The sequence below is a fragment of the Paenibacillus sp. EKM206P genome (genome assembly GCF_011066155.1).
In the GTDB taxonomy this organism is placed as follows: Bacteria; Bacillota; Bacilli; order Paenibacillales; family Paenibacillaceae; genus Paenibacillus; species Paenibacillus polymyxa_D.
The window spans coordinates 80,429-103,360 of the sequence record NZ_JAAMNQ010000001.1; the positions used below are offsets into that span (position 1 = coordinate 80,429).

Annotated in this window: 21 protein-coding genes and 1 pseudogene; 13 read left to right on the plus strand and 9 right to left on the minus strand. The window is 45.2% G+C overall.

Features of this window, described 5'->3' with window-relative positions:
* The first annotated feature begins 81 nt into the window (after positions 1-81).
* Positions 82-1,971, plus strand: coding sequence for a sensor histidine kinase (locus G9G53_RS00325; RefSeq protein ID WP_165144503.1), 1,890 nt, complete (start codon positions 82-84; stop codon positions 1,969-1,971).
* A gap of 99 nt (positions 1,972-2,070) precedes the next feature.
* On the opposite strand, the gene G9G53_RS00330 is transcribed toward G9G53_RS00325, so the two are convergent.
* From G9G53_RS00330 to G9G53_RS26260, 4 genes and pseudogenes are all read right to left on the minus strand, one after another.
* Positions 2,071-2,307 (minus strand): NHLP leader peptide family RiPP precursor, encoded by a 237-nt coding sequence (locus G9G53_RS00330; protein ID WP_013309068.1) that lies wholly within the window; start codon positions 2,305-2,307, stop codon positions 2,071-2,073.
* Positions 2,308-2,382: 75 nt separating this feature from the next.
* Positions 2,383-3,318, minus strand: a complete 936-nt coding sequence (locus G9G53_RS00335) for a hypothetical protein (RefSeq protein WP_029516118.1) — start codon at positions 3,316-3,318, stop codon at positions 2,383-2,385.
* Positions 3,319-3,494: 176 nt separating this feature from the next.
* Positions 3,495-4,568 carry a polysaccharide deacetylase family protein gene (locus G9G53_RS00340; RefSeq protein WP_165144506.1) on the minus strand — a complete coding sequence of 358 codons (1,074 nt, stop codon included), beginning with the start codon at positions 4,566-4,568 and terminating at the stop codon, positions 3,495-3,497.
* Between the two features lie 82 nt (positions 4,569-4,650).
* Positions 4,651-4,893 (minus strand): annotated as a pseudogene (locus tag G9G53_RS26260) (hypothetical protein); the annotation flags it as partial.
* 393 nt (positions 4,894-5,286) lie between these two features.
* On the opposite strand from G9G53_RS26260, the gene G9G53_RS00350 reads away from it, so the two are divergent.
* Positions 5,287-5,757: a hypothetical protein gene (locus G9G53_RS00350; RefSeq protein WP_165144509.1), complete on the plus strand. Its 471-nt coding sequence runs from the start codon at positions 5,287-5,289 to the stop codon at positions 5,755-5,757.
* Positions 5,758-5,827: 70 nt separating this feature from the next.
* On the opposite strand, the gene G9G53_RS00355 is transcribed toward G9G53_RS00350, so the two are convergent.
* The 3 genes from G9G53_RS00355 to G9G53_RS00365 form a co-directional block, all read right to left on the minus strand.
* Entirely contained in the window at positions 5,828-6,322 is a 495-nt protein-coding gene (locus tag G9G53_RS00355; protein WP_165144512.1) for a hypothetical protein, read from the minus strand.
* Positions 6,323-6,414: 92 nt separating this feature from the next.
* A complete protein-coding gene (locus tag G9G53_RS00360) occupies positions 6,415-6,921 on the minus strand; it encodes a DJ-1/PfpI family protein (protein WP_165144515.1) in 507 nt (168 codons plus the stop codon).
* 170 nt (positions 6,922-7,091) lie between these two features.
* Positions 7,092-7,541 (minus strand): AbrB/MazE/SpoVT family DNA-binding domain-containing protein, encoded by a 450-nt coding sequence (locus G9G53_RS00365; RefSeq protein WP_238437691.1) that lies wholly within the window; start codon positions 7,539-7,541, stop codon positions 7,092-7,094.
* 204 nt (positions 7,542-7,745) lie between these two features.
* On the opposite strand from G9G53_RS00365, the gene G9G53_RS00370 reads away from it, so the two are divergent.
* Both G9G53_RS00370 and G9G53_RS00375 read left to right on the plus strand, forming a co-directional pair.
* On the plus strand, positions 7,746-9,143 hold the full coding sequence (locus tag G9G53_RS00370; RefSeq protein ID WP_165144521.1) for a helix-turn-helix domain-containing protein: 1,398 nt from the start codon (positions 7,746-7,748) through the stop codon (positions 9,141-9,143).
* A gap of 226 nt (positions 9,144-9,369) precedes the next feature.
* Positions 9,370-9,639: an aspartyl-phosphate phosphatase Spo0E family protein gene (locus tag G9G53_RS00375; protein ID WP_141695431.1), complete on the plus strand. Its 270-nt coding sequence runs from the start codon at positions 9,370-9,372 to the stop codon at positions 9,637-9,639.
* Between the two features lie 180 nt (positions 9,640-9,819).
* Here G9G53_RS00375 and G9G53_RS00380 read toward each other — a convergent pair whose 3' ends face one another.
* Positions 9,820-11,046 (minus strand): acyltransferase, encoded by a 1,227-nt coding sequence (locus G9G53_RS00380; protein ID WP_165144524.1) that lies wholly within the window; start codon positions 11,044-11,046, stop codon positions 9,820-9,822.
* Positions 11,047-11,263: 217 nt separating this feature from the next.
* Between G9G53_RS00380 and G9G53_RS00385 the strand changes: the two genes are divergently transcribed.
* The 4 genes from G9G53_RS00385 (at position 11,264) to hcp (ending at position 16,995) form a co-directional block, all read left to right on the plus strand.
* Entirely contained in the window at positions 11,264-12,271 is a 1,008-nt protein-coding gene (locus G9G53_RS00385; RefSeq protein ID WP_165144527.1) for a substrate-binding domain-containing protein, read from the plus strand.
* Between the two features lie 34 nt (positions 12,272-12,305).
* The gene (locus G9G53_RS00390) at positions 12,306-14,306 is read left to right on the plus strand and encodes a cache domain-containing sensor histidine kinase (protein ID WP_165144530.1); all 2,001 of its coding nucleotides are present in this window, start codon (positions 12,306-12,308) and stop codon (positions 14,304-14,306) included.
* A complete protein-coding gene (locus G9G53_RS00395) occupies positions 14,257-15,558 on the plus strand; it encodes a response regulator (RefSeq protein WP_165144533.1) in 1,302 nt (433 codons plus the stop codon). The genes G9G53_RS00390 and G9G53_RS00395 overlap by 50 nt, the downstream gene beginning before the upstream one ends.
* A gap of 144 nt (positions 15,559-15,702) precedes the next feature.
* On the plus strand, positions 15,703-16,995 hold the full coding sequence (gene hcp, locus G9G53_RS00400; RefSeq protein WP_028543172.1) for a hydroxylamine reductase: 1,293 nt from the start codon (positions 15,703-15,705) through the stop codon (positions 16,993-16,995).
* A 41-nt stretch (positions 16,996-17,036) separates the two neighbouring features.
* On the opposite strand, the gene G9G53_RS00405 is transcribed toward hcp, so the two are convergent.
* Positions 17,037-17,384, minus strand: coding sequence for a helix-turn-helix domain-containing protein (locus tag G9G53_RS00405; protein WP_029516129.1), 348 nt, complete (start codon positions 17,382-17,384; stop codon positions 17,037-17,039).
* Positions 17,385-17,737: 353 nt separating this feature from the next.
* Here G9G53_RS00405 and G9G53_RS00410 point away from each other — a divergent pair, with 353 nt between their 5' ends.
* The 5 genes from G9G53_RS00410 to mmsB all read left to right on the plus strand — a co-directional run bounded on the left by G9G53_RS00410 (position 17,738) and on the right by mmsB (position 22,911).
* On the plus strand, positions 17,738-18,277 hold the full coding sequence (locus G9G53_RS00410) for a HEPN domain-containing protein (RefSeq protein WP_165144536.1): 540 nt from the start codon (positions 17,738-17,740) through the stop codon (positions 18,275-18,277).
* A 77-nt stretch (positions 18,278-18,354) separates the two neighbouring features.
* Positions 18,355-18,687 carry a nucleoside triphosphate pyrophosphohydrolase gene (locus tag G9G53_RS00415; RefSeq protein WP_165144539.1) on the plus strand — a complete coding sequence of 111 codons (333 nt, stop codon included), beginning with the start codon at positions 18,355-18,357 and terminating at the stop codon, positions 18,685-18,687.
* 408 nt (positions 18,688-19,095) lie between these two features.
* Entirely contained in the window at positions 19,096-20,181 is a 1,086-nt protein-coding gene (gene chvE / locus G9G53_RS00420) for a multiple monosaccharide ABC transporter substrate-binding protein (protein ID WP_165144542.1), read from the plus strand.
* 32 nt (positions 20,182-20,213) lie between these two features.
* Positions 20,214-21,764 (plus strand): multiple monosaccharide ABC transporter ATP-binding protein, encoded by a 1,551-nt coding sequence (gene mmsA / locus G9G53_RS00425; protein WP_165144545.1) that lies wholly within the window; start codon positions 20,214-20,216, stop codon positions 21,762-21,764.
* The gene (mmsB, locus tag G9G53_RS00430; protein ID WP_039269462.1) at positions 21,748-22,911 is read left to right on the plus strand and encodes a multiple monosaccharide ABC transporter permease; all 1,164 of its coding nucleotides are present in this window, start codon (positions 21,748-21,750) and stop codon (positions 22,909-22,911) included. Before mmsA ends, mmsB begins: the two co-directional genes overlap by 17 nt.
* The last annotated feature ends 21 nt before the right edge of the window (positions 22,912-22,932 follow it).

A 22,932-nucleotide genomic window follows, 5' to 3' on the forward strand; every position in this document is an offset into this window, starting at 1 on the left:
ATAATATAATTTCAGGACGTAAAAAATGTTAAAACGTATACAAACTTGTAAATCCTACTATGTAACTTTGAGGTGCTTAATATGAGGCATGTGCCCAAAGCTGTCGCCGCCCTGCTAGCGGTCATTGTGATGCTGTTGTCGCTGGGTCACTCCGCCTATGCGGCCAAAATAACCCCGGAAGGGGATTATAAAATACCCTCCTGGGATATGAGATGGGGAGAGGTAGACGAGGATGGCTCTTTAGATGAGGTAAAGGATCCCAGCAAGATCTGGATGCATATTGAAAATGATACACAACTGCTTAGGCAGCCTGGCAATATAGGCTCCGCCTGGATTCGTATTAAGTTACCTTCGCTAAATGATGAAACGCCAGCGATACTTTTTGAAAATATTTATGGCAGGCATATTACGCTGTATAAGGATGGAACCAATTTTTACGAATCCTACCGTGGGTACAATTATGAGAATAATCGTATTCTGATTCCGCTGAAGCCGGAAGACAGCGGTAAAACATTATACATATGGACGGAAAGCAGTAAGAATAGACTGGGCATCATCGGTAATGTGATGACCGGTGATTATCGCGATTTGTTGGGGACCTTGGTCAGAATGGATGTTTTAGATATTGTACTGGGCAGTACGTTTATCTTTATCGCCCTGGTGCTGCTGATCTGCTCGTTTTTTCTGTTCCGTCCGAGTATGGCCATGTGGCTGTCTCTAAGTGCGATTGTATTGTCTATTGGTCTGATGATCGTAACGTATTCACCATTCTTGTATACATTCTATCGCGGCTATGGCAAGCTGTACTTACAACTTTTTGATGTGGCACTATTTATTCTGCTGCCCTCATTAGCCTTCTTTTTTGAGCAAAACATCAATTCGATTATACTGATTCGTAAATTCAGAAAGTTGTTAACCGCCTACTCTTTGTTCTGCTTTACCATGATGATTGTGAATTTAGGAGCACAGGAGCGGTTGAACAACATATATTATTTTTTTAGTGTAGTCATTCTGGGTATATTACTCGTCGCCTTAATGATACTGCTGGTATTTGCTTCGGTTCGCATGGCACTTAAGGGTGATCACGAAGCGATTATCTTATCGACAGGCTTTGCATTTTTTGCAGTCATCTCTATCGGGGAACTGAGCTGGTTTTTCATTCTGGACGGACACTACAATATGTTTTTGTGGAAATGGGGCGTGTTCGGCTTTGTACTGGCGTTGATCGCGATTTTGGGCAGAAGGCTGGCAGAAAAGCACAAGCAGGTGGTTCGGTATTCCAGAGAACTGGAGATGTTCAACAATGAGCTTCAACGTTCGGAGAAAATGGAGATAATTAGCGATCTGGCTGCATCTGTAGCTCATGAGGTACGTAATCCCCTTCAAGTTACACGTGGATTTCTTCAGTTGATGAGCAAGCAGGAGGATGGTAAGAACAAAGACTATCTACATATTGCTCTGGAGGAGCTGGATCGAGCTTCCGCGATTATTACTGATTTTCTGACCTTTGCCAAGCCAGAATTTGACCAAACCAAAACGTTGACCATATTGGACGAATTCAAGCATATTGAAGGAATCATCAGTCCAATGGCTAATTTGCAAGGTGGAAAAATTTCGCTGGATATTCCCCAGGAAATCAAAGTACGCGGGAATTCCTCCAAGTTCAAGCAGGCGTTCATCAATATCATCAAAAACAGTATTGAAGCGCTGCGAGACCAGGGGCTTATTCATATATGGGCTTATGTGGATAACGGAGAAGCTGTCATTCATATTCGGGATAATGGTGAAGGGATGGATGCTCAGACTTTATCCAGACTAGGTGAGCCTTATTTTTCGAATAAGACAAAAGGCACGGGTTTAGGAATGATGGTGACTTTTCGGATTATTGAAACGATGAATGGAAAAATAACTTTTACAAGTGCAAAAGGGGTGGGAACAGAAGCGACCATCCGCTTCCCCGTAGCCGGATAATATCCGGCTTTTTTGCGTTCGGAGAAAACGGAGGGAAGCTTGCTGAGCCCACCCCTATGAGGTTAAGGAATCTAGATTAAATAAGCATTAACAACCATTCTACCACATTGAGCGAGGTTTCTGGGATGCAGCGAGCACGCCGGAGGGGTCTGGAGGAATTACCAGAAAAAACTGATCAGGCGTTTCTTCTAATGTTTTGATTTGGATATGATCGGGGATCACGACTCCTAACACATCACGAATTGCAGATTTGGGATCAGTCATCAGTTTCTCTCTGAAACTGGCATCCTCCCAAGCTTTTTGAATGACTTGTGTTTGAAGAACTTCAGTAGCCATCAAAAATCACCCTCTCATTCAATTGGTTATATTTACCTAGTCAGTATACCACGAAGGGCTCAGAAAAATCTAGCATTATTTCATATTTTTGGAGAGCCAGTAGTCAAGTCCGCCTCTTCTCAAATGCGAGCGTCCGCCTTCAATTTCTGCCGCCACTTCGCCCAGCTCAGCTGCGATAGAATGTGCAAAGCTATGTAGGCCGTGGATAGAAGGCTCCAGGGTCTCTAACTGTTGGACTGCTTGATCGGCAATGTTCACATAGCTGGCAAGCGCACCGCGTACATAAATCGCTTCCTGAATCTGTTTGGGTCCCAATCCTTCACAGTAAGCCGTCTTTTGCTCGGCACTGATATGGGACAAAAGACAGTTATAGCTATGTTCGACCAAATCTTCTGACCAATCCGCCCAATCATCCGACATTTGAAGCACGAGTAGCGCCAAGTCCGTCATATTTGTAATGTTTTGAATCAGATCAGCACGGCCTGCGAGCAGCAAAGCACCCGTTCCGGCCATTTTTAATGGACTTGCTTTCAGCGCGACCTTATTTTTTTCTCCTTGAAAATAGTCCTCTGTTCCTTCGGATATCACACTAACGGCCCATTCATCAACATACGTTCGGGCATATGACCAAAAAGGAGAGGTTGCCGGAAAAAGGTCCCGATATACGCTTAGACACTCGGTATAGAATAGTTGACTTAAAGCGAGTTGCGTTTTACGGTTGTCTGCTGCTGTGTCCATCACATCGTCTTGAATTAAATAGTGAGCCATGACGAACACGTTGCCAAGTGACAGCCTGCGGCATGTTTCGGGGGGCAGTCCTGTGAGTTCTTGCAGCCAAAATGGAAGCAAATAGCATATGTAATTACGCGTGCTGTCTTCCCGCAACGGATTAAAACGCGCCAGATAGTCCAAACCCTCTTGCTGAAAGGGAGCTGGAAACGTGGACGTCCGTTCCTCCGCTTGACGAAATACTTTTTCCAATTCGTCTTTGTATGCAAAATACCATTCCATCGCCATCACCTGCATCTCTTATGAATATTTTTATAGCGACTTCTAGTTGTTACCCGCCATTATACAACAGATTGCAATTTTCAAGATTTTGTTATTTTTACATTGAGAATGTTGTAAAAAGGATATCGACAAAAATCCCGGTTGGGAAGATCCCGCCGGGATTTTGTTTTTTTAAATTAGATGATCTCTAAATAGTCAATATAAGCATCCCATGTCCCATTATCGGCTGTTACAACAAGCTCAATCTCTTGATTTCCGGTTCCATGGCTGACATTGTTTAAAGTATAGACCGCAGGACTGTTCCCGCCGTAGTAGAAGGTACCCTTCGTTTGTCCACCAATTTTCAAGTCAACTTTGGCCATGTTGGAATTATTTGAAGTACCACGGAGTGAAAAACTATGGGTGCCGCTGGTAAAATTCTGTGTGAATTTCACTGAATCATTGTTGGAGTATAAAGCCACTCCGTTGAACGGCGAGCTGATATTTGAAGTATACTGACCGCCTTTGGTCATATTCTCTGCTTCCACTTTTGTGCCTTTGTTTGGCGGCGTTTCGCCGTTTCCGCCATCAGGCGCTACCGCCCGGCCATTGCTTGGTGAGATCATACCAGAGCAAAGGTTACGATTTTTGAGGTTCTGTGCAATTTGTGGAATAGCTTGGAGTGTAGTCTGGTACTGATCATGCATCAGGATCACATCGCCGTTTTTAAGTTTGCCCGCAGCAGCTACGATCTGTGCGGTGGAGGCGCCGTTCCAGTCTTGGGAGTCAACGTTCCACAATACTTCGGTAAGACCGTTTTGGGTCTCAATGGATTTGAGGGTTGCGTTGGTCTCGCCATACGGAGGACGGAACAACTTTGGTGCCGTGCCAGTAATGGACTGTATCGTTTGCTGCGTGCGTGTAATTTCCGATGACATCTGCGATGTGCTCAGTTGTGTCATATGCGGATGTGACCATGAATGATTACCGATCCACATGCCTGCTGCTTGCTGGTCACGTACAAGCGAAGGATTATTCTGCGCGTTTTGTCCAAGATTAAAGAGCGTCGCGCGTAAACCGTTTTGCTTCAGAGCACTAAGAAGCGCTTTGGTGTTAGAGGGATTGGGACCATCGTCGAAGGTTAACGCTACATAACCGCTCGAGCAATCAGCCGCAAGCGCCTGGTTGCTCGAGATCACCAGCGAGCCTGTGAATAAAGACAAGGTGATTGACATAATCGCCGTCCATTTTCCTGCTTTAGCTATAAACATGGGTCTACCTCCTAGCTATTTTAATATAGTATGGATGTTCCGATACTCCGAACCGATTCAACTCTTTACTAGATTTGAAATTTTAGTTGATCTCCAAATAATCAACATAAGCATTCCATGTTCCGTCATCGGCTATTACAACGAGCTCGATCTCTTGGTTTCTGGTGCCATTATTGCCGCCAATCGTAATTGTATTACTAGTTACATTGGCACTCCGACTGCTTTGGTATCCCTATACAATAAGTGAATCTTCATACATCTTGTCCATGTCTTCCCACTTTTTGAAGTGCTCGCTGACCGATATGGTTTTGCTCGTGCGTTTGGATGTCCATAAAAATAACCTTATTTTTTTGTTTCATTGGACTTTCCTCCTGTAGCCTCACTATGATGCAGTGCATTCTGTAGTAGCTTAATGCAACATGTCTTTCCAAAAATAAAAATGTAAACGTTTACAATTTTATTTTATCATATTTTCCTTAATATATAACTTGGAAAATTTCAAGTTATATTGTAGAAAGTATAGTTATTCATTCTTGCTCACTCTACAGGATAGGGTTCCCAAGGAGCGCGTGTAGATCGAAGGTTGGGTGTAATTGTGATAGCAATGTTCATAATTTCTTTTTTCCCGTCTTATGGTTACTTAACAGGCGAAAATATGAATAAAAATAGCGGGAAAAGAAAATATTATTTTAAAAAGGATGAAAGAAGGGTCTGCAACATGAAAAAACAATGGAAACTGACCGCTGCTATCCTGTATGGAGGAGTGATGATGTATGGCACTGCGGGTGCAGCTGGAGCTTCCGGGACGGAACCGGGTAATTCGTTGCAAGCAATCACCTCCAACGCCTCTATCCAAGGGGCAGCCCGCCAATGGAATGCTGAACCACAGGACGAACACGGGCATGTTCACAGACATAGGCACGGCAAAAGGCCTGGCGGCTTGAATCACCATCTCAACGAGAAAGTAGCCAAGCTGCTGGGCATCACTCCTGTCCAGTTAGAGAAAGAGCTGGGACAAGGGAAGTCGTTGGCCGAGGTTGCTAAAAGCAAAGGCATCAAAGAGGACCAGCTCATTGATAAGTTGAAGAATGAAATGACCGTGGACTTGAAACGGCTTGTGAACCGTAAAGGCCCGATTACATTCGATCGTAAGTCCGGCGCTTCGAATGAAGCTCAATTGAAGCGTTAGCCGGGGATACCGTGGTATATCTGCTCTTGAATAAGTCGAGGAGTAAAAAAAGGATGGGGGAAACCCATCCTTAAATTTCTACTTCCTTATCTTGTGCTATGTCATATTTAGTTACTTTACTGGTGTGTTTATCTACATAATAGAATCCATAAGTTGCAATGTGATCAGGGAAATCTTCGTAAACTCTTATACAATATTTAGTTCCTTCCAAACCTTCAACCATTAAGTTTAAATTATATTTAACAGCATCCTTTTTTATTTTATCAGAAAGAATATGGAGTGCTTGATTTTCTGTAATCATCTTTTGCTGTTTACCTAAATACAGTTTATTATCAATGAGGCTGATTTGTCTGCTTTCTGCAATCCCAATATCTTTAACAGAGATATACGTGTTTCCGTTGTAAATCAAGCCATCGGCAGTGTTCTTTTTTGTCCCCTCTAAAAATACATCAAACTTTTTCACAACAGCATTTACGCTTGTTCCAGATGCAGCCATTGCGGTTGCACCAGTAATCATCATACCAATGGTTAAGCCCACTAATAGCCCCTTTAATTTGTCATTCATTTTAATTACCCCTCTTATGTATGCTAATTCCCTCACTATAGTATCCTAAATATCACCATATATAAAGTGATTGTTGTGGGAGAGCAGAAGAGTCAATTATCTTTAAAGAGCTTAAAAAAATCAATGGTTTCTTTTAAATCTTCATCATCAGTATAAATGTTCATCACCTTGCCTATTTCAATTGCAAAGTCCACATACTGATTTGGTTTAGCCGTAATGATATTCTTGTGTATCTCCAGACCCGTTGGATGATTCACAGGATTTTTATAGGAGACACCTGCTATCTCCAGTAGTTCAGTGGCAGAACAAATGGTCGCTATCACTTTATGATCATTATTCAATGTATTAATTAGAGCTAGAAGCTGCTTGTTCGTCTTTAATGGGGTGTTATCTCCGCCAGGTATAATTAGGAGTTGAATATCCACAGCAGACACTTCATCAAGGGCTACCGAAGGCGTAACTTTAAAATCCTCATAGGAAATTACAGGGTCTTTGGTTACTCCAATCGTAACAATGTCCCCTTTGGTTTTCATAAAATAGGTTGCTAGCATAATCTCAAAACTCACATAACCATCATAAATTAGAACGTGTGATTTCATTTATACACCTACTTCAACATTAGTTTTTAGCTTTGAGTCAATATACCACTTTGATAGGTTTAACTCCATAATTTACAGAAAATATAGGCTTAGAAGTTTAAATAACCAGTCGCATGAGATCAACCAGCGACTGGTTATTGAGCTTTGCTAGTATATGAGTTGAGCGATACCTATAATAGCTTTTTAAGCTGGGAAATACGGCCTTGGGATACGCCGAGCCATTCAGCATATTCGCCTTGCTTGGCTGTGGGATGCTCGCGCATGATTCTTCTTAGCTTCTCAACCAAGTGTTGTGAAGACGACCGAGGTGCATTTTTTTCTTTGTACGCAGGTTTCTTTACGACAGGAACAGGTAATGGACTCACCCCTATATTCCCCTTCAGATCGTTTATGCATGTTTTACATAAAAATGAATCCCTGAAATAGCTTAAATCCTGAATCGAATAGCATAAGTGACAGCAGACTCCTATATACTTCCGCATACTCAATAAACCTGTTTCAACATCTAAATAAAATTCTAAGGACTCACCAGCTTGAATACCCATAGAGGTTCGCATCTCTTTAGGAATAACAATTCGACCTAACGTATCCAGTGGACGTGTCATACCTGTATTTTTCAAGTGATCTTCTCCTTTCATTATCCAACATCCAATGATTTCCTAATAAAAATATAAAAATCAATAAAGTAAAAGCATTTATGTTTGTTCCAAAAGATGGTATTATCGTGAAAGAAAATCAATAATTATACCATTAGTTTCCAAACTACATTGTTTATTGAAATTGAAATTGAAATTCTATGAAAATGCTGAAAGGGTGGTTTATCCATGGAAATCACACCTACGATACAGGCAGAAATTCAAACTTATCTGAAACGAAAAGGCTTAACGATGACCAAGTTTGGTCACACGATTGATTTGAATGTAGGTACAGTTAGTAGCATTGTGACTGGTAACCGATCTATTTCTGTTCACCAACTGGACAGTATTACTGCGGGAATGAATTTACCACCGGATTATTTTTACGAACGTTATATTGAAGAATCCATTGAAGAATCTCCGCTAAACTGGAAAAAAATAAGCCCTTTTCTGTACCGATGCATTGAACTAGGACGACTCGACTGCTTGCAGCGAGTTGTAATTATGTTATTGGATAACCCTAATTATCCGCCATCGCTCTTTGAAGTTGCCGAAAATGTATACAAAGACGGTTACAACGAAGCAGCGGCATACCTTTACAAAAAGGTGGCTGAAAGTGAGAAGCAGCAGCATTCAGAGCGATTGGCGGTCTGCCAGTATCGTTTGTTCCAAATCAATATTGGACAAGATAGAGCTGTAAATCTTCAAGCTGCCATTGAATTTGCTCCTTTTGTGGATCGTTTAGACGAGATAGAGCAATTAGATGCATTAAAAGATTTGGCTAACGTGTACAGATCATTAAGTATGTGGGACAAGGTGTATGAATTTGCCCATCAGATGGGTCAATTAGGACAGATCCAATATAATTTGGTTCATAACTCCAAGCGTAAAGGAACAGAGCCGCGAAAAAGGCTAAGCAGGCCGCTGTTTGTATACATAGTTTACTCCGAGTTGCTGTGTGCTAATGCTTGTGATGCAAAAGGCGATCATGAACAGGCATTAGAACATATTCGAGGTTATGCCGATCTAAGTTGGGTGAAGGAACAAGATTCCGAGTCTCTCTATTGGAAGAAGCAGTATCTGCAATGGGCGAAAATTAATACGTACGTCAATAGACTTATGTCCGGGGACATCAGTGTTCTGCCGGATTACGTAGAACATATGGCTGCCGAAAAAGAGATTTTTTCCGAATTAATAAACGTCATTGAAGTGGCTAATCGGTACAATGTAGATGTAGACCATATCCTTAAGCGTTTTGAATCCCAAATTGCAGCGTATCAGGAGCCGTTATCTTCTGACATGTATACACAACAAGTTTTACCTGAAGAATACGTGCGATTTTGGTACAAGATGGCTAAGTACAGCCTAAATAAAGGCAGATATCCATATGGTTTCAATTGTTTAATAAACGCTTTTGAAAAAGCTGTTACAATTAACCACGTACTACTTATTGCCAATTGTTTTGGACTATTTTCTCATTTCAAAACACATGCGGCTCCTGAAACACATGCTCAGTTCCAATCTATTTATGAGGAGGTGTGGGAGAGAAATGATCAAAAGGATGGCTTTCTGCTTGACGGTAACTAGCTTTTTACTGGTATTCACAGTACCAGCCCAGGCTGGAAATCTAAGCCATGACACAATCCAAACACAAGGACACGTTGGTGGATCTTGACCAAGCACTAATTTATTACCCTGGACCAGCTTATCGCTGGTCTATTTTTGTATTATTTTGTAATTTTTCGGTTCAAAAAAGATCATGACGTAGTTGGACATCCCTCCTTAAAATAAGATTCAATAGGAGGTATGCAGGATGAACAGGGATAAAACGGAAACGTTAATTCAACAAATGGAACACGCCAGACAACACTTGCATGATCTTTACGCAGAGTATGGCTTCGGACATGCTTGTGTACTTGAACAGTCTATGCTTTTGGATGAACTGATTAATCAGTACAACCGTATGTATCAGACCAGAAAGCAGCCTCACCATGTTTTGGATCAGATCATTAACAACGACGATGTTATGTTCAGTCCATCCTCCCCTTTCTCTTTATGCAAAACTGTGACTTCTCCCACGTAATGTTTATTATTATTCTATATAATGACTTATTTTAAAATAAAATACATATTCATGTCATAAAATGTTAATCATTTTTTTGGGGACAGCATACTAAGGCAACAAAAAAGCAGAGCTCCATAAGAGAGCCCTGCCAAAGTCCATTGGATTTATAACCCCATGCTGAAACACAGACGCACAAGTTTAGCCAAGCTCCTGCGTGCTTTTGGAAGCGCGCTTAGAGGAAAGGAACTGGAAACGAAACGAATGCCAGTTCAACCGCTGTCTGCCTTTGGAGCCAACAATCCAGTTGCCGCCGGGCAGATGGGCAAAGAGCCAGCTGATGCCCAGAGAAACACTTGCCACGACGACAAACGTAATGAGCGTAGCTGTAAAATGATGATCACCCAGTGCAAGCGGGCGGGTGTAGTAGGATATGAAGGACAGCACGAGCGCATGGGCCAGATATCCTCCGAAGGAATAGCGTCCGATCCAGTTCAGCATACGGCGAAACGGCTCGGATCGCGTATCTTTTTGCAAATGAAGCAGCAGTCCATACAACAAAAGCAACTGCGAGACAATCAGCACGAAGGTGCTTGGTTTCAAATAAGTAGAAATATTGAGATTGATCGTATCACCCGACTGGATCAGCATTGTGTGACCCATAAGCATGAATAGACCAATAAAGACAAATACATTCCACGGTAACGTCTGTTGGGCCAATCCCCGCCAGGTGTCCGTCATATAGGCGCACACTGCGCCCAGCATAAAATAGAAAAAATACATAACAAAGTTATAAGTGCGGTAATCTAACAGAGTCTGCCAAAAGGACGGCAACCCAGTGCTCCATGCAGACATGTCATAGTAGGACCATTGTAACAACAAAGCGTAAGCCGCAGCGGCAATCAGCATAACAGCCAAAACAAGCTGTTTGCGTCTTTTCGTGCTGTAACGGCGTAGAAACGCTTGAACCTGCCCGGCTGCTTTTGAAAATAAAGGAAACAAAATATAAAACTGAAAGATCATCACTACAAACCATAGATGATATCCGCTGACGGGGATGATCATTTCCTCGAACATACCTTTGTAAAAATAAATATTTCCCCACTGCGCCGTTGACCAGTTTTGAGTACATACCCAATAAATAACCGTCCAGCAGAGGAAAGGAACATAAATATCTCGAAACCGCCTGCCAATATAGCGAGGGTAGCCAATCGGTTTGTTACCATTATAAAAAAGCAGCGCCGCAGACAGGAAAACGAACGTCGGTGTGCCAAAACGTGTCAAATGATACAGCATCGCGAGCATCACAGAATCTGGCTGTTGGATGTCGCTGCGATAAATATATTCGCCAATGCAATGCTGAAGCACGACAGCGAGGTAGGCGAGGCCCCGTAGTTCTGTCCACTCCGCGATACGCGGCTTGCTCATCCATATCACTCCTTTTCCTCAAGATACGCACATGTTTTTCCTAGCGCAATTGTAGGTATTGTAACGTAGAAACATTAGTGCAGGATTAACGCCACCTGAAAGTAAGAAGAGTGAAGTAGTTCCAATTTAATATGATTGCGTTTACAATCTAAGTGAAACCAGAATAAATTAAAGTGAATTTATAACTTAAGGATACACACAGGAAGAGGGAGGAAGGATGAAAAAAACGCTGCTGGTATATATGCTGTTGATTGCGGCCTTTGCTCTCTATGTGTTCAGGTATGAACAAACTGGCCCGTTGAATGGTACTTGGGAAGATAAGGGGCTACGAGGCAGCATCGGAGAAACCTATATGATGATTACCTTCCAGTCTGGCTTGGAGTATTGGAAAAGCGGGCTCAAGGGTTTCGAGGATGCGGGAGATGCTTTGGGAGTGACTGTGGAGTATCGGGGAGCTACCCGTTATGATGCACAGGAGCAGACGACCGTTATTGAGCAGGCGATTGCTCGTAAGCCCGCAGGGATTGCCATATCAGCGATTGATCCTCACTCTCTGATTCCGGTAATTAATAAGGCGCTGGATGCGGGCATTCCTGTGGTACTGTTTGATGCCGAAGCGCCGGGGAGTCGGGCGTATTCTTTTTTGGGCACGGATAATTATAAGGCGGGCGTGACCGCTGCGGACAAAATGGCAGAGCTGTTGGGACGAGAAGGTCAAGTCGCTGTTTTGACGCTACCCGGTCAGCAAAATCATGAGGAGCGCTTGCGTGGCTTTCGCGATACCATACAGCGGCAGTATCCTGCCATGAAGGTGGTGGAAGTAGCGGATGGCCGCGCAGACGCGATGGTCTCCCGGGATGAGTCGCAAAGGCTGATGAAAGCTTATCCGAAACTGGCGGGCATTTTTGTGACCGAAGCAACGGGAGGAACAGGTGTAGGTGAAGCGGTACTGAGTCAAAAAAACAGCCACCCGCTGAAAATCATTTCTTTTGATACGAATAAAGCGACATTGGATATGATTCGTGGTGGCACAATCTCGGCAACAATTGCCCAGGGAACATGGAATATGGGCTATTGGTCGCTTCAATATCTGTTCCATCTGCATCATCATTTGACGACTCCTGCGCCTTCTTCCACTGGAGACAACACTCCGCTGCCCGTGCGGGTAGACACTGGAATCTCTGTTGTCACCCAGGCGAATGTAGATGATTATTATGCGAAATAAATTTTGGAAGCGTATCCAGCTAGGAGTGCACCACATGATGCCGCGGTTACGCTTGCGCAATATGCCCTTACGTTATCAGCTGATGCTTCTGTTCCTGTTGTTTGGCATTGTACCTTCGCTGGGATTAGGTCTGCTGGTCAATTGGACGGTGGAACGGATTATTGAGCGGCAGGTGGAAGACCATACGATGCAGTTGATTGGCAAGGTAAATGAAGCACTGGACACCAAAATGGAAAATTTGCAGAACATGACGTATCTGATTGCTTTTAACCCCGATATCGGGGAGTTCTGGAAAGGGAAGACGCTGGCTGACGGCCACGCAGGTCATGCGAGTGTAATAACACCGGAAAACCAGGGGGAGCAGACTCAGAACTCGGCGCAAAATCAGGCTCTCAGCTCCAAGCAGGCATTAAGTTCTGTACAGGAGCAGGATACGCTGTATAAAATGAAGCAATTTTTGCAGGGCTATACTACGTTATATCCTGAAATTGCAGGGATTCTGATCGTGAACGAAAAAGGCGACTATATCAGCAACGAAATGTATGCTCGAAGCACGCGTAGCCTGACGGAAGAAGATTGGTACCAACAGGCGGCGCAGCATGCAGGCATATTCACTGTGCTAGGACAGCCGAGCCACCGTAATGTGACCACTCATGTCCGGTACAAGGACAGTGAAATTGTCTCCGTCGTTCGTTCGGTTACGGATTCGGAAACCGGACGCGTGCTAGGCGCGATAATGATTGACCTCAAGCTACGGGCTGTGTCGCAGGCCGCCAGAGATGTAACCTTGGGCAAAAGTGGGTATTTAATGGTGACAGATGCTGAGGGACGCAGCGTGTACAGGCCGGATATGCCTTTGATTGAGCGCATTCCACCGCAATGGTTCGGGGCAGGTGACAGCGGGATGTTTACCCGTGAAGCTAGGGGCAGGGAATTGCTGTTCATGTTCAGGGCTTCCGAATTCACGGGCTGGAGAACAGTGGGGGTATTCCCGGCACGCGAATCTACACTGGAAGTGCGACAAATTCAGTTCTATGTCGTCTGTTTTGTTTTCATTGTATGTCTATTTGGCTTAACGGCATCCTTGCGATTGTCGAGTTCCATTGCGCAGCCAATTTTCCGGCTGATGTCCTATATGCGGACGGCAGAGACAGGGGATCTTACAGTTCGCCAATGGAGTGACCGTGGGGATGAAGTCGGAATGCTGGGGCGGAGCTTTAACCGGATGCTGGAGCAAATTCGCCGTCTCATGTCACTTAGCGAACTGAGAGAACGGCAAAAACGGGATGCCGAGCTACGCAGCCTTCAGGAGCATATTAAGCCCCATTTTCTATACAATACGCTAGATACGATTCATTGGATGGCCCGAAGAAATGGAGTAGACGACGTATCTGACATGGTAGGAGCGCTATCGAGATTGTTTCGTCTCGGGCTGAGCAAGGGAGATGACTTTATTCCGCTGCGCTCCGAGATTGAGCATATATCTAGCTATATGCAAATCCAGCAAACCCGCTATCGTGACCGACTTCGCTGGGAGTTGAATGTACCCGACGAGCTAAAGGATCTGTTCGTGTTGAAGTTGATGCTTCAGCCTGTAGTGGAAAATGCGATTTATCACGGCATCAAGGCCAGACGTGGCCCAGGCACGATTTGGATAGAAGCTAAAGCTGAAGGCGACAAGCTGCTGCTGACGGTGCGTGATGATGGCGCAGGGATGGCGGCAGAAAGGCTGCGTGAGCTGCGTGAATTGCTGGAAATACCGCTGGAGGCGATGGAAGGACAGCAGAAGCAAAGTGGGGCTAGTACAAATGGTAGAAGCTACGGCATGCTGAATGTACAAGCGCGTATCCGGCTATCTTTTGGTGAGGAATATGGAATTGTACTGGATAGTAAAGAAGGAGCAGGCACCTGCGTGACGATCATTCATCCGCTGCTGCTGGATATGGCGCAACTGAAGAAGCCGCATGAAAAAGGAGAGGGTCAGGATGACGAAATCAAAGGGCAGAGACAACTCAACGACGGTGAGTCTGATTGACCAGGCCATAACGGAAGTGATAACAGGGACAGCACAGCGTTACCAAGTATTGATCGCAGATGATGAGCCGATCATCCGAGAGGGGATACGGGATTGCATAGACTGGGCGGCACTCGGCATGGAGGTTGCAGCTGAGGCGGAGGATGGTGAAGAAGCGCTGGAGCTGGTGGGTCAGCTTCGCATAGATATCATGCTGGTCGATATGAATATGCCGTTCATGGACGGGATTGAACTGATTCGTCGGCTGCGGGAAGTACGTCCGGAGTGCCGCTGTCTAATCATTTCCGGGCATGATGAATTTGCTTATGCGCAGGAGGCAGTCCGACTTGGCGTAGAGGATTATATCTTGAAGCCGGTAGATGCTGAGCAGCTTCACGCTGCGCTGTCACGGCTCGGTCAGCGGCTCGAGGAAGAGCGTAAGCGTGCCGCCTATGTAGAACAAGCTGCCGGGCAGATTGAGCGGAATATTCCGTTGTTGCGCCAGCGGTTTTGCCTGGAATGGCTGGAAGGGCAACATACGGGCATAGATGTCATGGAGCAGTTGGCGTTTTTACGGCTTCCATCGCGGCCGCCTGCTCAGATCGGTGTCGTACGGTGGCCAGCGGCAGAGGCCCGGCAGACGATTATGCGCGAGAATGACCGACAGTTGTTTCTTTTTGCCGCTGAAAATATTATTGGCGAACTGCTGGAGGACCTGCCACATGTGTTGTTCCGCGATGCGAACGGGCTGATCGGCATATGCCTGTGGCAGGAGGCACCCGAGACGATTGGCGCTTCCATAGAGCAGGCGATTGGACGCTACCTGAATATAGCGGTTCATACGCATGTGGAATCCAACGCGGGTGGGCTGGAAGGCGTAATGGACGCGTACCGGGTGAGTCGGGATCGAGTGTATGGTGAATCGCAGCTGTCTCCCATCGTACGTCGGGCACGGCAGCTCATTCAGGAAGGTTACGCCGATCGGGAGCTGACGTTGGAAGCCCTTGCTTCGCGGCTACAAGTATCCGCCGTATATCTCAGCCGTGTGCTCAAAAAGGAGCTCAACGACAGCTTCGTGACCCTCGTCACGCGTGCCCGTATCCGTAAAGCGGTGCAACTGCTGGATTCCACGACGTTGTCTATCTATGATATAGCAGAACGTACGGGATACGACAGTCAGCACTATTTTAGCACCGCTTTTAAAAAGACCATGGGCGTGTCTCCTGTGCAGTACCGTAAAGGCGGGGGAATTCAGGAAAATTCGTTAGAATAGAAATAATTGGAATGTGGAATTGTCCTACACTGTCTTATTATGATAAATGCTAAAAAATGTGTGTGTAATCACACCTACGCATTCAGGGGTTTGTTAGGCTGGGGATAACGAACAAATATCTATAAATATTTGGAGGAAAACGATATGTTTTGTTATCAGTGTGAACAGACGCCGAGTGGCGGGTGTAAAGTAGTTGGGGTATGCGGGAAAGATGAGACGATAGCAAGCTTGCAGGATACGATGATTTTTGCATTAAAAGGGATTGCTGCCTATGCGACACATGCTCGCCAGTTGGGCTATACCGATCCTGAGGTAGATCGCATCACGCATGAAGCGTTATATATGACTTTAACCAATTCTAACTTTAATGTACAAGAGCATTTGGAAATGGCGATGAAGGTCGGAAATGCGGCTGTACGGATCATGGATGTGCTGGATCGTGCGCATACGGATCGTTTTGGCATTCCGCAGCCGATTACGGTCAGCCAAAATAAAATCGAAGGCCAATGCATCGTCGTGACCGGACATAATTTATATGCGCTGGAGGAATTGCTACGGCAAACAGAGGGCAAGGGCATCAATATCTATACTCACTCGGAAATGCTGCCTGCTCACGGTTATCCGGCATTGAAGAAATATGCACATCTCAAAGGGAATATCGGTAAAGCCTGGTACGATCAGCGTAGACTGTTCGAAGAGTTCCCGGGCGCAATTCTGGCTACGACGAACTGTGTTATGCCGATTAAAGGCACGTATGCAGACCGCTTCTTCTCTTATGAAGTAGCCGGGCTGGAGGGAGTAGCCAAGATCATGGACGACGACTTTTCACCATTGATCGAGCGCGCGTTGGCTCTGCCAGCCGCAGATGTAGATTCAGAGCAGGTGCTTACAACGGGATATCATCATGAGACAGTTATCGGGCTGGCTCCTGAGATTATTCAGGCCGTTAAAGACGGACATATCCGCCGTTTCTTCGTCATCGCAGGCTGCGACGCACCAGGCAAAGGCGGCAACTATTATCGCGAGCTGGCTACATCCTTGCCGAACGATACGGTCATTCTGACCACATCTTGTGGTAAATTCCGCTTCAATGACGTGGATTATGGCACCGTTGGAGATACCGGCATTCCGCGTTATATTGATTTGGGGCAATGCAACAATTCGGGTTCTACTGTGAAAATTGCTCTGGCATTGGCGGATGCATTCGGCTGTACGGTGAACGAGCTGCCTGTCAGCATTGTTCTGTCCTGGTTTGAGCAAAAAGCGGTTGCCATTCTGCTGGGCTTGTTCAGCCTTGGCATCCAGGATATTCGCATTGGGCCGAAGCCGCCTGAGTTTATTTCTTCTGGTGTACTGGATGTGCTGGTGGAGATGTTTGGCTTGAAGCTAATTACGACCGCAGAGGAAGATATGAAAGCGATGTTGGCATTGTCGTAAGAGATTGGTGGGGAACTGCAAAGTGCAGTTCCTTTTTTGTTTCATCGTTCATCGATTCTTATAAAGATGTCCGTAAGAATCTTTAATGCCAGTTCAGTATCTTTGGATTCACGAGTTCTTAGGAGAGTTAAAATGGTTTTTATACTTGAATGTTCTTCGGTAAGCTCATCATTGTCCTTCACATATGTAAGCAACTGATAGACGCCCACGTTCAATGCCTTCGCTATTTTCTCCAGATTTTTCAAAGATATATTTCTCTCCGCTCGCTCAATAAATCCAATATAACTCGAATTGAATCCTGCTTTTTCGGCTAAAGCTTCTTGGGAAAGCCCTTTAGACTTTCGAATATCTCGAATACGTGTACCGACTAATTCCAAAAGTTCTGACATGAATACACCTCTCTATAGTAAGGGTTCTACAAAATCGATTCCAATCGCTCCAAAGTGCAATATATAGACGAACTAGATCATCACGACCTATATATTATTATTGGAAGTCGCTTGTTGGATTTTGCAAAATCCTCTAGTTAGAAGTGTAGAGAAAGAGTTACATCTAATTAATAAGTGTTAGTAAGTAAATTGAATTAAAAACTACTATATAGTAATATTTATTAGGAAGCTTGTCCGGTAGCTAGAAAATTATACATCTTGATGGTTACATATTTGTGCTACGTTGCTCACATTTGTTTCAGGATTTTGCAAAACCCTTATTTATGAAATTTTAATTCAGGAGTTGATTCCCCATGAAACATTACTCCTTAAGTCCCCAACTACATAATGGTTCTGATTTCAAATTGCCTAAGTACAGCGACACCTACATATTCAATTGCATGATGGATTTTCAAAAGCTTGCCGAATACCAGATCAAGCTTGCACAGATGATGCGCGACCATCATCAGTTTCAAAACTGCCTCATTCTTTGTGATCGAGCGATGTTTTCTATGGCTAAGGCCATGTATGTTCATCGAAACCAAATCATTCCATCGTACATTCGATCCATGACTGACCTATTCCCTTTAATTCACACAGATGCTGAGCCCAATTTAGATATGGTGCTGTTTATCGGTACGGTACATTATCTGGTTTCGGGAGAGGATGAAGCATCCGAGGAGACGATGAGACAGGAGGAAGTAGACAAGTTGCTTTATAAAACGGACTCTATTCTAGAGTCTCTGTCACAGCGGATCGTAGCTGATCCGGCTAAGCGGTATCCATCGATTTATAAAGAAAATTCGTTCAATGAATCGGTAGATCTTTTATCAATAATACCCGGTTCTTTTTGAGCTAATGATATAATGAGGAAAAGGAAGATGTTGGATGCGCCCTGGAGCTTCCCACATCAGAAAGGGTGTTATTTGATATGCCTACATACAACAAACTGGTGCGGGATCGGATTCCGCAACTCATTATGTCTCAGGGTAAGGAATGTCGGACACGTATCTTGGAAACAGAGGAGTATAAGCAGGAACTGCGAACCAAGCTTCGTGAAGAAGCCGAGGAATATTTTGAAGCGGAAAAAGATCAGGAAGCGCTAGAAGAGCTGGCGGATATGCTGGAAGTCATCCGAGCACTAGCAGAAGTACATGGGGCGAATGCAGCAGAGCTGGACAAGCTGCGGGCAGACAAAGCCGAGGCACGGGGTGGCTTTCAGGAGCGGGTGTTTTTAATTGATGTAGATGAAGATAAAAGTTAACTAAATATTTCAAGGATAGCACATTCAAAAGGGGAGCTTGATAATTGGAGCTACCTTTTTTGTCTCTTTTTAAGCACCTAGTATAGCGAAAAATTTACAAAGTGGAAGTTATTTTAATTTATTTACAAGCCATATGATTATTTAGTCAACGAGTTTCATTTTATCTTCTCCAACTTCTAACTCCCCCCATCACAAAGGTTAAAATTTTATAAAAAAAGTTCAAAACCAGCAAAGACCTTTCCCGGCCTGGAATGATACCATGTGTTTGCACATAAAAAAAGAGAGGTGCTCATCGCCTCATTTATGTAAGCGCTATCTCATCTCAACTCTAATCAGTACTGACCTGAGGATTTTGCAAAATCCTTACCTTCAAATGACCTGCATTACATGAGGAAAGGGGAACTTCATATGAAAAAAGGAGCTGTTGTCGTATGGCTTCTGGTTTTGGCCCTAATGCTTTCGGCCTGCAATCTGGCGGAGAGTGGAACGGGTAGCAAGGAAAAAGGCTATGTGGGCATTTCCATGCCGACCAAATCGTCCGAGCGTTGGGTAGGGGACGGAGAAAATATGGTCCGGTTGTTTCAGGAGCAAGGCTATAAAACGGATTTACAGTACGCCGAGGACGTGGTGGAAAACCAAATCTCCCAAATCGAAAATATGATCACCAAGGGCGTCAATGTTATGGTGATCGCTTCGGTCGACGGAAACACGCTGACGGATGTGATTCAGAAGGCACACGACCGAGGCATTCAGGTCATTTCTTACGACCGTCTGATTCGCAACACACCATATTTAACGTATTATGCGACTTTCGATAACTTCAAGGTGGGCGTACTACAGGCAGCATATATTGAGAAAAAGCTGGGACTTAAGGAAGGCAAAGGCCCGTTCAATATCGAGCTTTTCGGTGGTTCACCGGATGACAATAACGCTTATTTCTTCTTTAATGGTGCGATGTCCGTTCTTAAACCGTACATTGATTCCGGTAAGCTGGTCGTACGCAGCAAGCAGATGACGATGGCGCAGATTGCTACACTGCGGTGGGACGGAGCATTGGCCCAGTCGCGGATGGATAATTTGCTGAGTGCCTACTATTCAGGGGCCAATCTGGACGCGGTACTATCCCCGTATGACGGCATTAGCATCGGTATCATTTCATCCCTGAAAGGGGTCGGTTACGGATCAGCGAACAAGCCGCTGCCGATCATTACGGGGCAGGATGCGGAGCTGGCTTCGATCAAGTCCATTGTGGCCGGGGAGCAGACGCAAACTATATTTAAGGATACCCGCAAGCTGGCTGAGCAAACGGTCGTGATGGCCAACAGCATTTTACAGGGCAAACAAGCGGAAGTGAATGACACCAAATCCTATAACAACGGTAAAAAAGTCATTCCTGCTTACTTGCTTGATCCGATCTCGGTAGATCGAACGAATGTGGAGAAGGATATTGTCGGCAGTCACTATTACACCAAAGAGCAAATTGGACTGAAATAAGAGTAGGAATCCAACCGAAAGGAGCGTATCCCATGACTGGAATCATTTTGGAAATGAAGGGAATTACCAAAACCTTTCCCGGCGTGAAGGCATTGGAAAATGTAAATCTCAAGGTCAAGGAAGGCGAAATCCATTCCCTGTGCGGTGAGAACGGTGCGGGCAAATCGACGCTGATGAAGGTACTAAGCGGTGTATATCCGCATGGAACCTATGAAGGGGATATTGTTTTCCAGGGCAAAACGTGTGAGTTCAAGGATATCAAGCAGAGCGAGGAACTAGGCATTGTCATTATCCATCAGGAGCTGGCGCTGATCCCGTACCTCTCGATTGCGGAAAATATTTATCTGGGCAACGAACGCGCCAGTGGCGGCGTGATTGATTGGAAAGAGACTTTTGTAGGGACACGCGATCTGCTGTCCAAGGTCGGTTTGAGTGAAAATCCCAATACATTGGTTACGAACATTGGGGTCGGGAAGCAACAACTGGTTGAAATTGCGAAAGCGCTCTCTAAAAAGGTAAAGTTGCTTATTCTGGATGAACCAACAGCGGCATTGAATGAGGATGATAGTGAAAATCTGCTTAATTTGATGCTGGAATTTAAAAGACAGGGCATTTCCTGCATCCTGATCTCCCACAAGCTGAATGAGGTCGCGAAGGTGTCAGATTCGATCACGATTTTGCGGGACGGAAAGACGATTGAGACACTGGATATGAAGAAGGATGAGGTTACGGAGGATCGGATCATTAGCGGGATGGTTGGACGTGATCTGACCAGCCGTTATCCAGAGCGTCATGCCGAGATTGGCAAAGTCGTTCTGGAAGTGAAGGATTGGACGGTGTATCACGAGCATCATGCAGACCGTAAGGTGCTGGATCAGGTGAATTTGAACATCCGTCGCGGTGAAATTGTCGGTATTGCCGGACTGATGGGAGCGGGACGGACAGAGCTGGCGATGAGCATTTTTGGCAAGTCGTATGGACGTAACATCTCTGGTCAGCTGATTAAAGACGGCAAGCCGATCCAGAACAACACGGTTACGGACGCGATCAACAACGGCTTTGCCTATGTGACAGAGGATCGCAAGGAGTATGGCCTCATTCTGATGGATGATATCAAGCGTAATATTTCGCTGACTGGCCTGAACAAGCTGACGAAGGGCGCTGTCGTCAATGAGCAGGAGGAAGTCGTCATTGCAGAGGAAATGAAAAAAAGCATGAACATCAAAGCGCCGAGCATTTTACAGAAAACGGGTAACCTGAGTGGTGGCAATCAGCAGAAGGTGGTGCTGAGCAAATGGATTTTCGCCGGGCCGGATATTCTGATTCTGGATGAGCCGACACGCGGCATTGATGTGGGTGCCAAATATGAAATTTATACCATTATTCATCGACTTGCCGCTGAAGGCAAGGGAGTGCTGGTCATTTCGTCCGAGCTGCCAGAGGTACTAGGTTTGTGTGACCGGATTTATGTCATGAATGCTGGGCGGATCACTGGAGAGGTTAGCCGTGAGGACGCGTCGCAGGAAACGTTGATGAGATATATGACCAAGTCAGGAGGCGTGAAGCATGGAAACCATAACTAAACTATTTAAAAATAACATCCGCCAATATGGCATGATGATTGCGCTGGTCGTCATTATGATTTTGTTCGAGGTGCTGACGGGCGGCCTGCTGTTGAAGCCGATTAATATTACCAATCTGATTCTGCAAAACAGCTATATTCTCGTGCTGGCGATCGGGATGGTGCTGGTCATCATCACTGGACATATTGATTTGTCCGTCGGCTCCATAGCCGCTTTTGTCGGTGCGGTTGCCGCCATAATGATGGTCGATTGGCAGCTTCCAGCATGGATCGCTGTGATTGCATCTTTGCTGGTCGGAGCGTTAATCGGCGCATGGCAAGGGTTCTGGGTCGCTTATGTACGGATTCCGGCATTTATCGTTACATTGGCGGGAATGCTGCTCTTCCGTGGATTGACCATGATTGTGCTGGAAGGTCAATCGATCTCTCCATTTCCGGGGGGATTCCAGAAAATCAGTTCAGGCTTCCTGCCGGATTTTTCATCTACCGGTTATAACCTGGTATCCATCATTGTCGGCATTGCACTCACGGTATGGTTTATCGTGAACGAACTTCGCGAACGTCGTTCTCAGCTTAAATATGGATTCGAGGTTCCGTCACAAGCTTTATTTGTACTCAAGTTGATTGTGGTAGCTGCGGTCATCAATCTGTTCACCTTCATGCTCGCGAGCTACGCGGGGATACCTAACATTCTCGTGCTGCTGTTCATACTGATCGTTGTGTACTCCTTCGTCATGAACCGCACGATTATGGGACGTCATGTGTATGCGTTGGGTGGAAATGAAAAGGCAGCGGGTCTGTCCGGTGTCAAAACGAAAAAAGTAACGTTCTGGGTATTCGTCAACATGGGGGTGCTGGCCGCCATTTCCGGTCTGATCTTTGCTGCACGTCTGAACGCGGCTACGCCGAGAGCGGGTACGAACTTCGAGCTAGATGCCATCGCAGCCTGCTTTATCGGTGGAGCTTCCGCATCCGGCGGGATCGGAACCGTTTTTGGAGCCATTATCGGTGGTTTGGTCATGGGCGTACTGAATAACGGTATGTCTCTGATCGGTCTGGGTATTGACTGGCAGCAAGGAATCAAGGGCTTGGTGCTGCTGCTGGCGGTTGCCTTCGATATTTACAACAAAAACAAAAGATCTGCTTAAGCTCAGATTCGGTATCGTAAA

Coding starts and splice junctions, on each gene's coding strand:
- G9G53_RS00340 (WP_165144506.1), bottom strand. CDS start 4,568: ATGTTTATAGCTAAAGCAGGAAAATGGACGGCGATTATGTCAATCACC.
- G9G53_RS00325 (WP_165144503.1), top strand. CDS start 82: ATGAGGCATGTGCCCAAAGCTGTCGCCGCCCTGCTAGCGGTCATTGTG.
- G9G53_RS00410 (WP_165144536.1), top strand. CDS start 17,738: ATGAAACATTACTCCTTAAGTCCCCAACTACATAATGGTTCTGATTTC.
- G9G53_RS00355 (WP_165144512.1), bottom strand. CDS start 6,322: ATGAATGACAAATTAAAGGGGCTATTAGTGGGCTTAACCATTGGTATG.
- G9G53_RS00380 (WP_165144524.1), bottom strand. CDS start 11,046: ATGAGCAAGCCGCGTATCGCGGAGTGGACAGAACTACGGGGCCTCGCC.
- G9G53_RS00330 (WP_013309068.1), bottom strand. CDS start 2,307: ATGGCTACTGAAGTTCTTCAAACACAAGTCATTCAAAAAGCTTGGGAG.
- G9G53_RS00405 (WP_029516129.1), bottom strand. CDS start 17,384: ATGTCAGAACTTTTGGAATTAGTCGGTACACGTATTCGAGATATTCGA.
- G9G53_RS00395 (WP_165144533.1), top strand. CDS start 14,257: ATGACGAAATCAAAGGGCAGAGACAACTCAACGACGGTGAGTCTGATT.
- G9G53_RS00360 (WP_165144515.1), bottom strand. CDS start 6,921: ATGAAATCACACGTTCTAATTTATGATGGTTATGTGAGTTTTGAGATT.
- hcp (WP_028543172.1), top strand. CDS start 15,703: ATGTTTTGTTATCAGTGTGAACAGACGCCGAGTGGCGGGTGTAAAGTA.
- chvE (WP_165144542.1), top strand. CDS start 19,096: ATGAAAAAAGGAGCTGTTGTCGTATGGCTTCTGGTTTTGGCCCTAATG.
- mmsA (WP_165144545.1), top strand. CDS start 20,214: ATGACTGGAATCATTTTGGAAATGAAGGGAATTACCAAAACCTTTCCC.
- G9G53_RS00335 (WP_029516118.1), bottom strand. CDS start 3,318: ATGGAATGGTATTTTGCATACAAAGACGAATTGGAAAAAGTATTTCGT.
- G9G53_RS00390 (WP_165144530.1), top strand. CDS start 12,306: ATGATGCCGCGGTTACGCTTGCGCAATATGCCCTTACGTTATCAGCTG.
- G9G53_RS00350 (WP_165144509.1), top strand. CDS start 5,287: ATGAAAAAACAATGGAAACTGACCGCTGCTATCCTGTATGGAGGAGTG.
- G9G53_RS00370 (WP_165144521.1), top strand. CDS start 7,746: ATGGAAATCACACCTACGATACAGGCAGAAATTCAAACTTATCTGAAA.
- mmsB (WP_039269462.1), top strand. CDS start 21,748: ATGGAAACCATAACTAAACTATTTAAAAATAACATCCGCCAATATGGC.
- G9G53_RS00375 (WP_141695431.1), top strand. CDS start 9,370: ATGAACAGGGATAAAACGGAAACGTTAATTCAACAAATGGAACACGCC.
- G9G53_RS00415 (WP_165144539.1), top strand. CDS start 18,355: ATGCCTACATACAACAAACTGGTGCGGGATCGGATTCCGCAACTCATT.
- G9G53_RS00385 (WP_165144527.1), top strand. CDS start 11,264: ATGAAAAAAACGCTGCTGGTATATATGCTGTTGATTGCGGCCTTTGCT.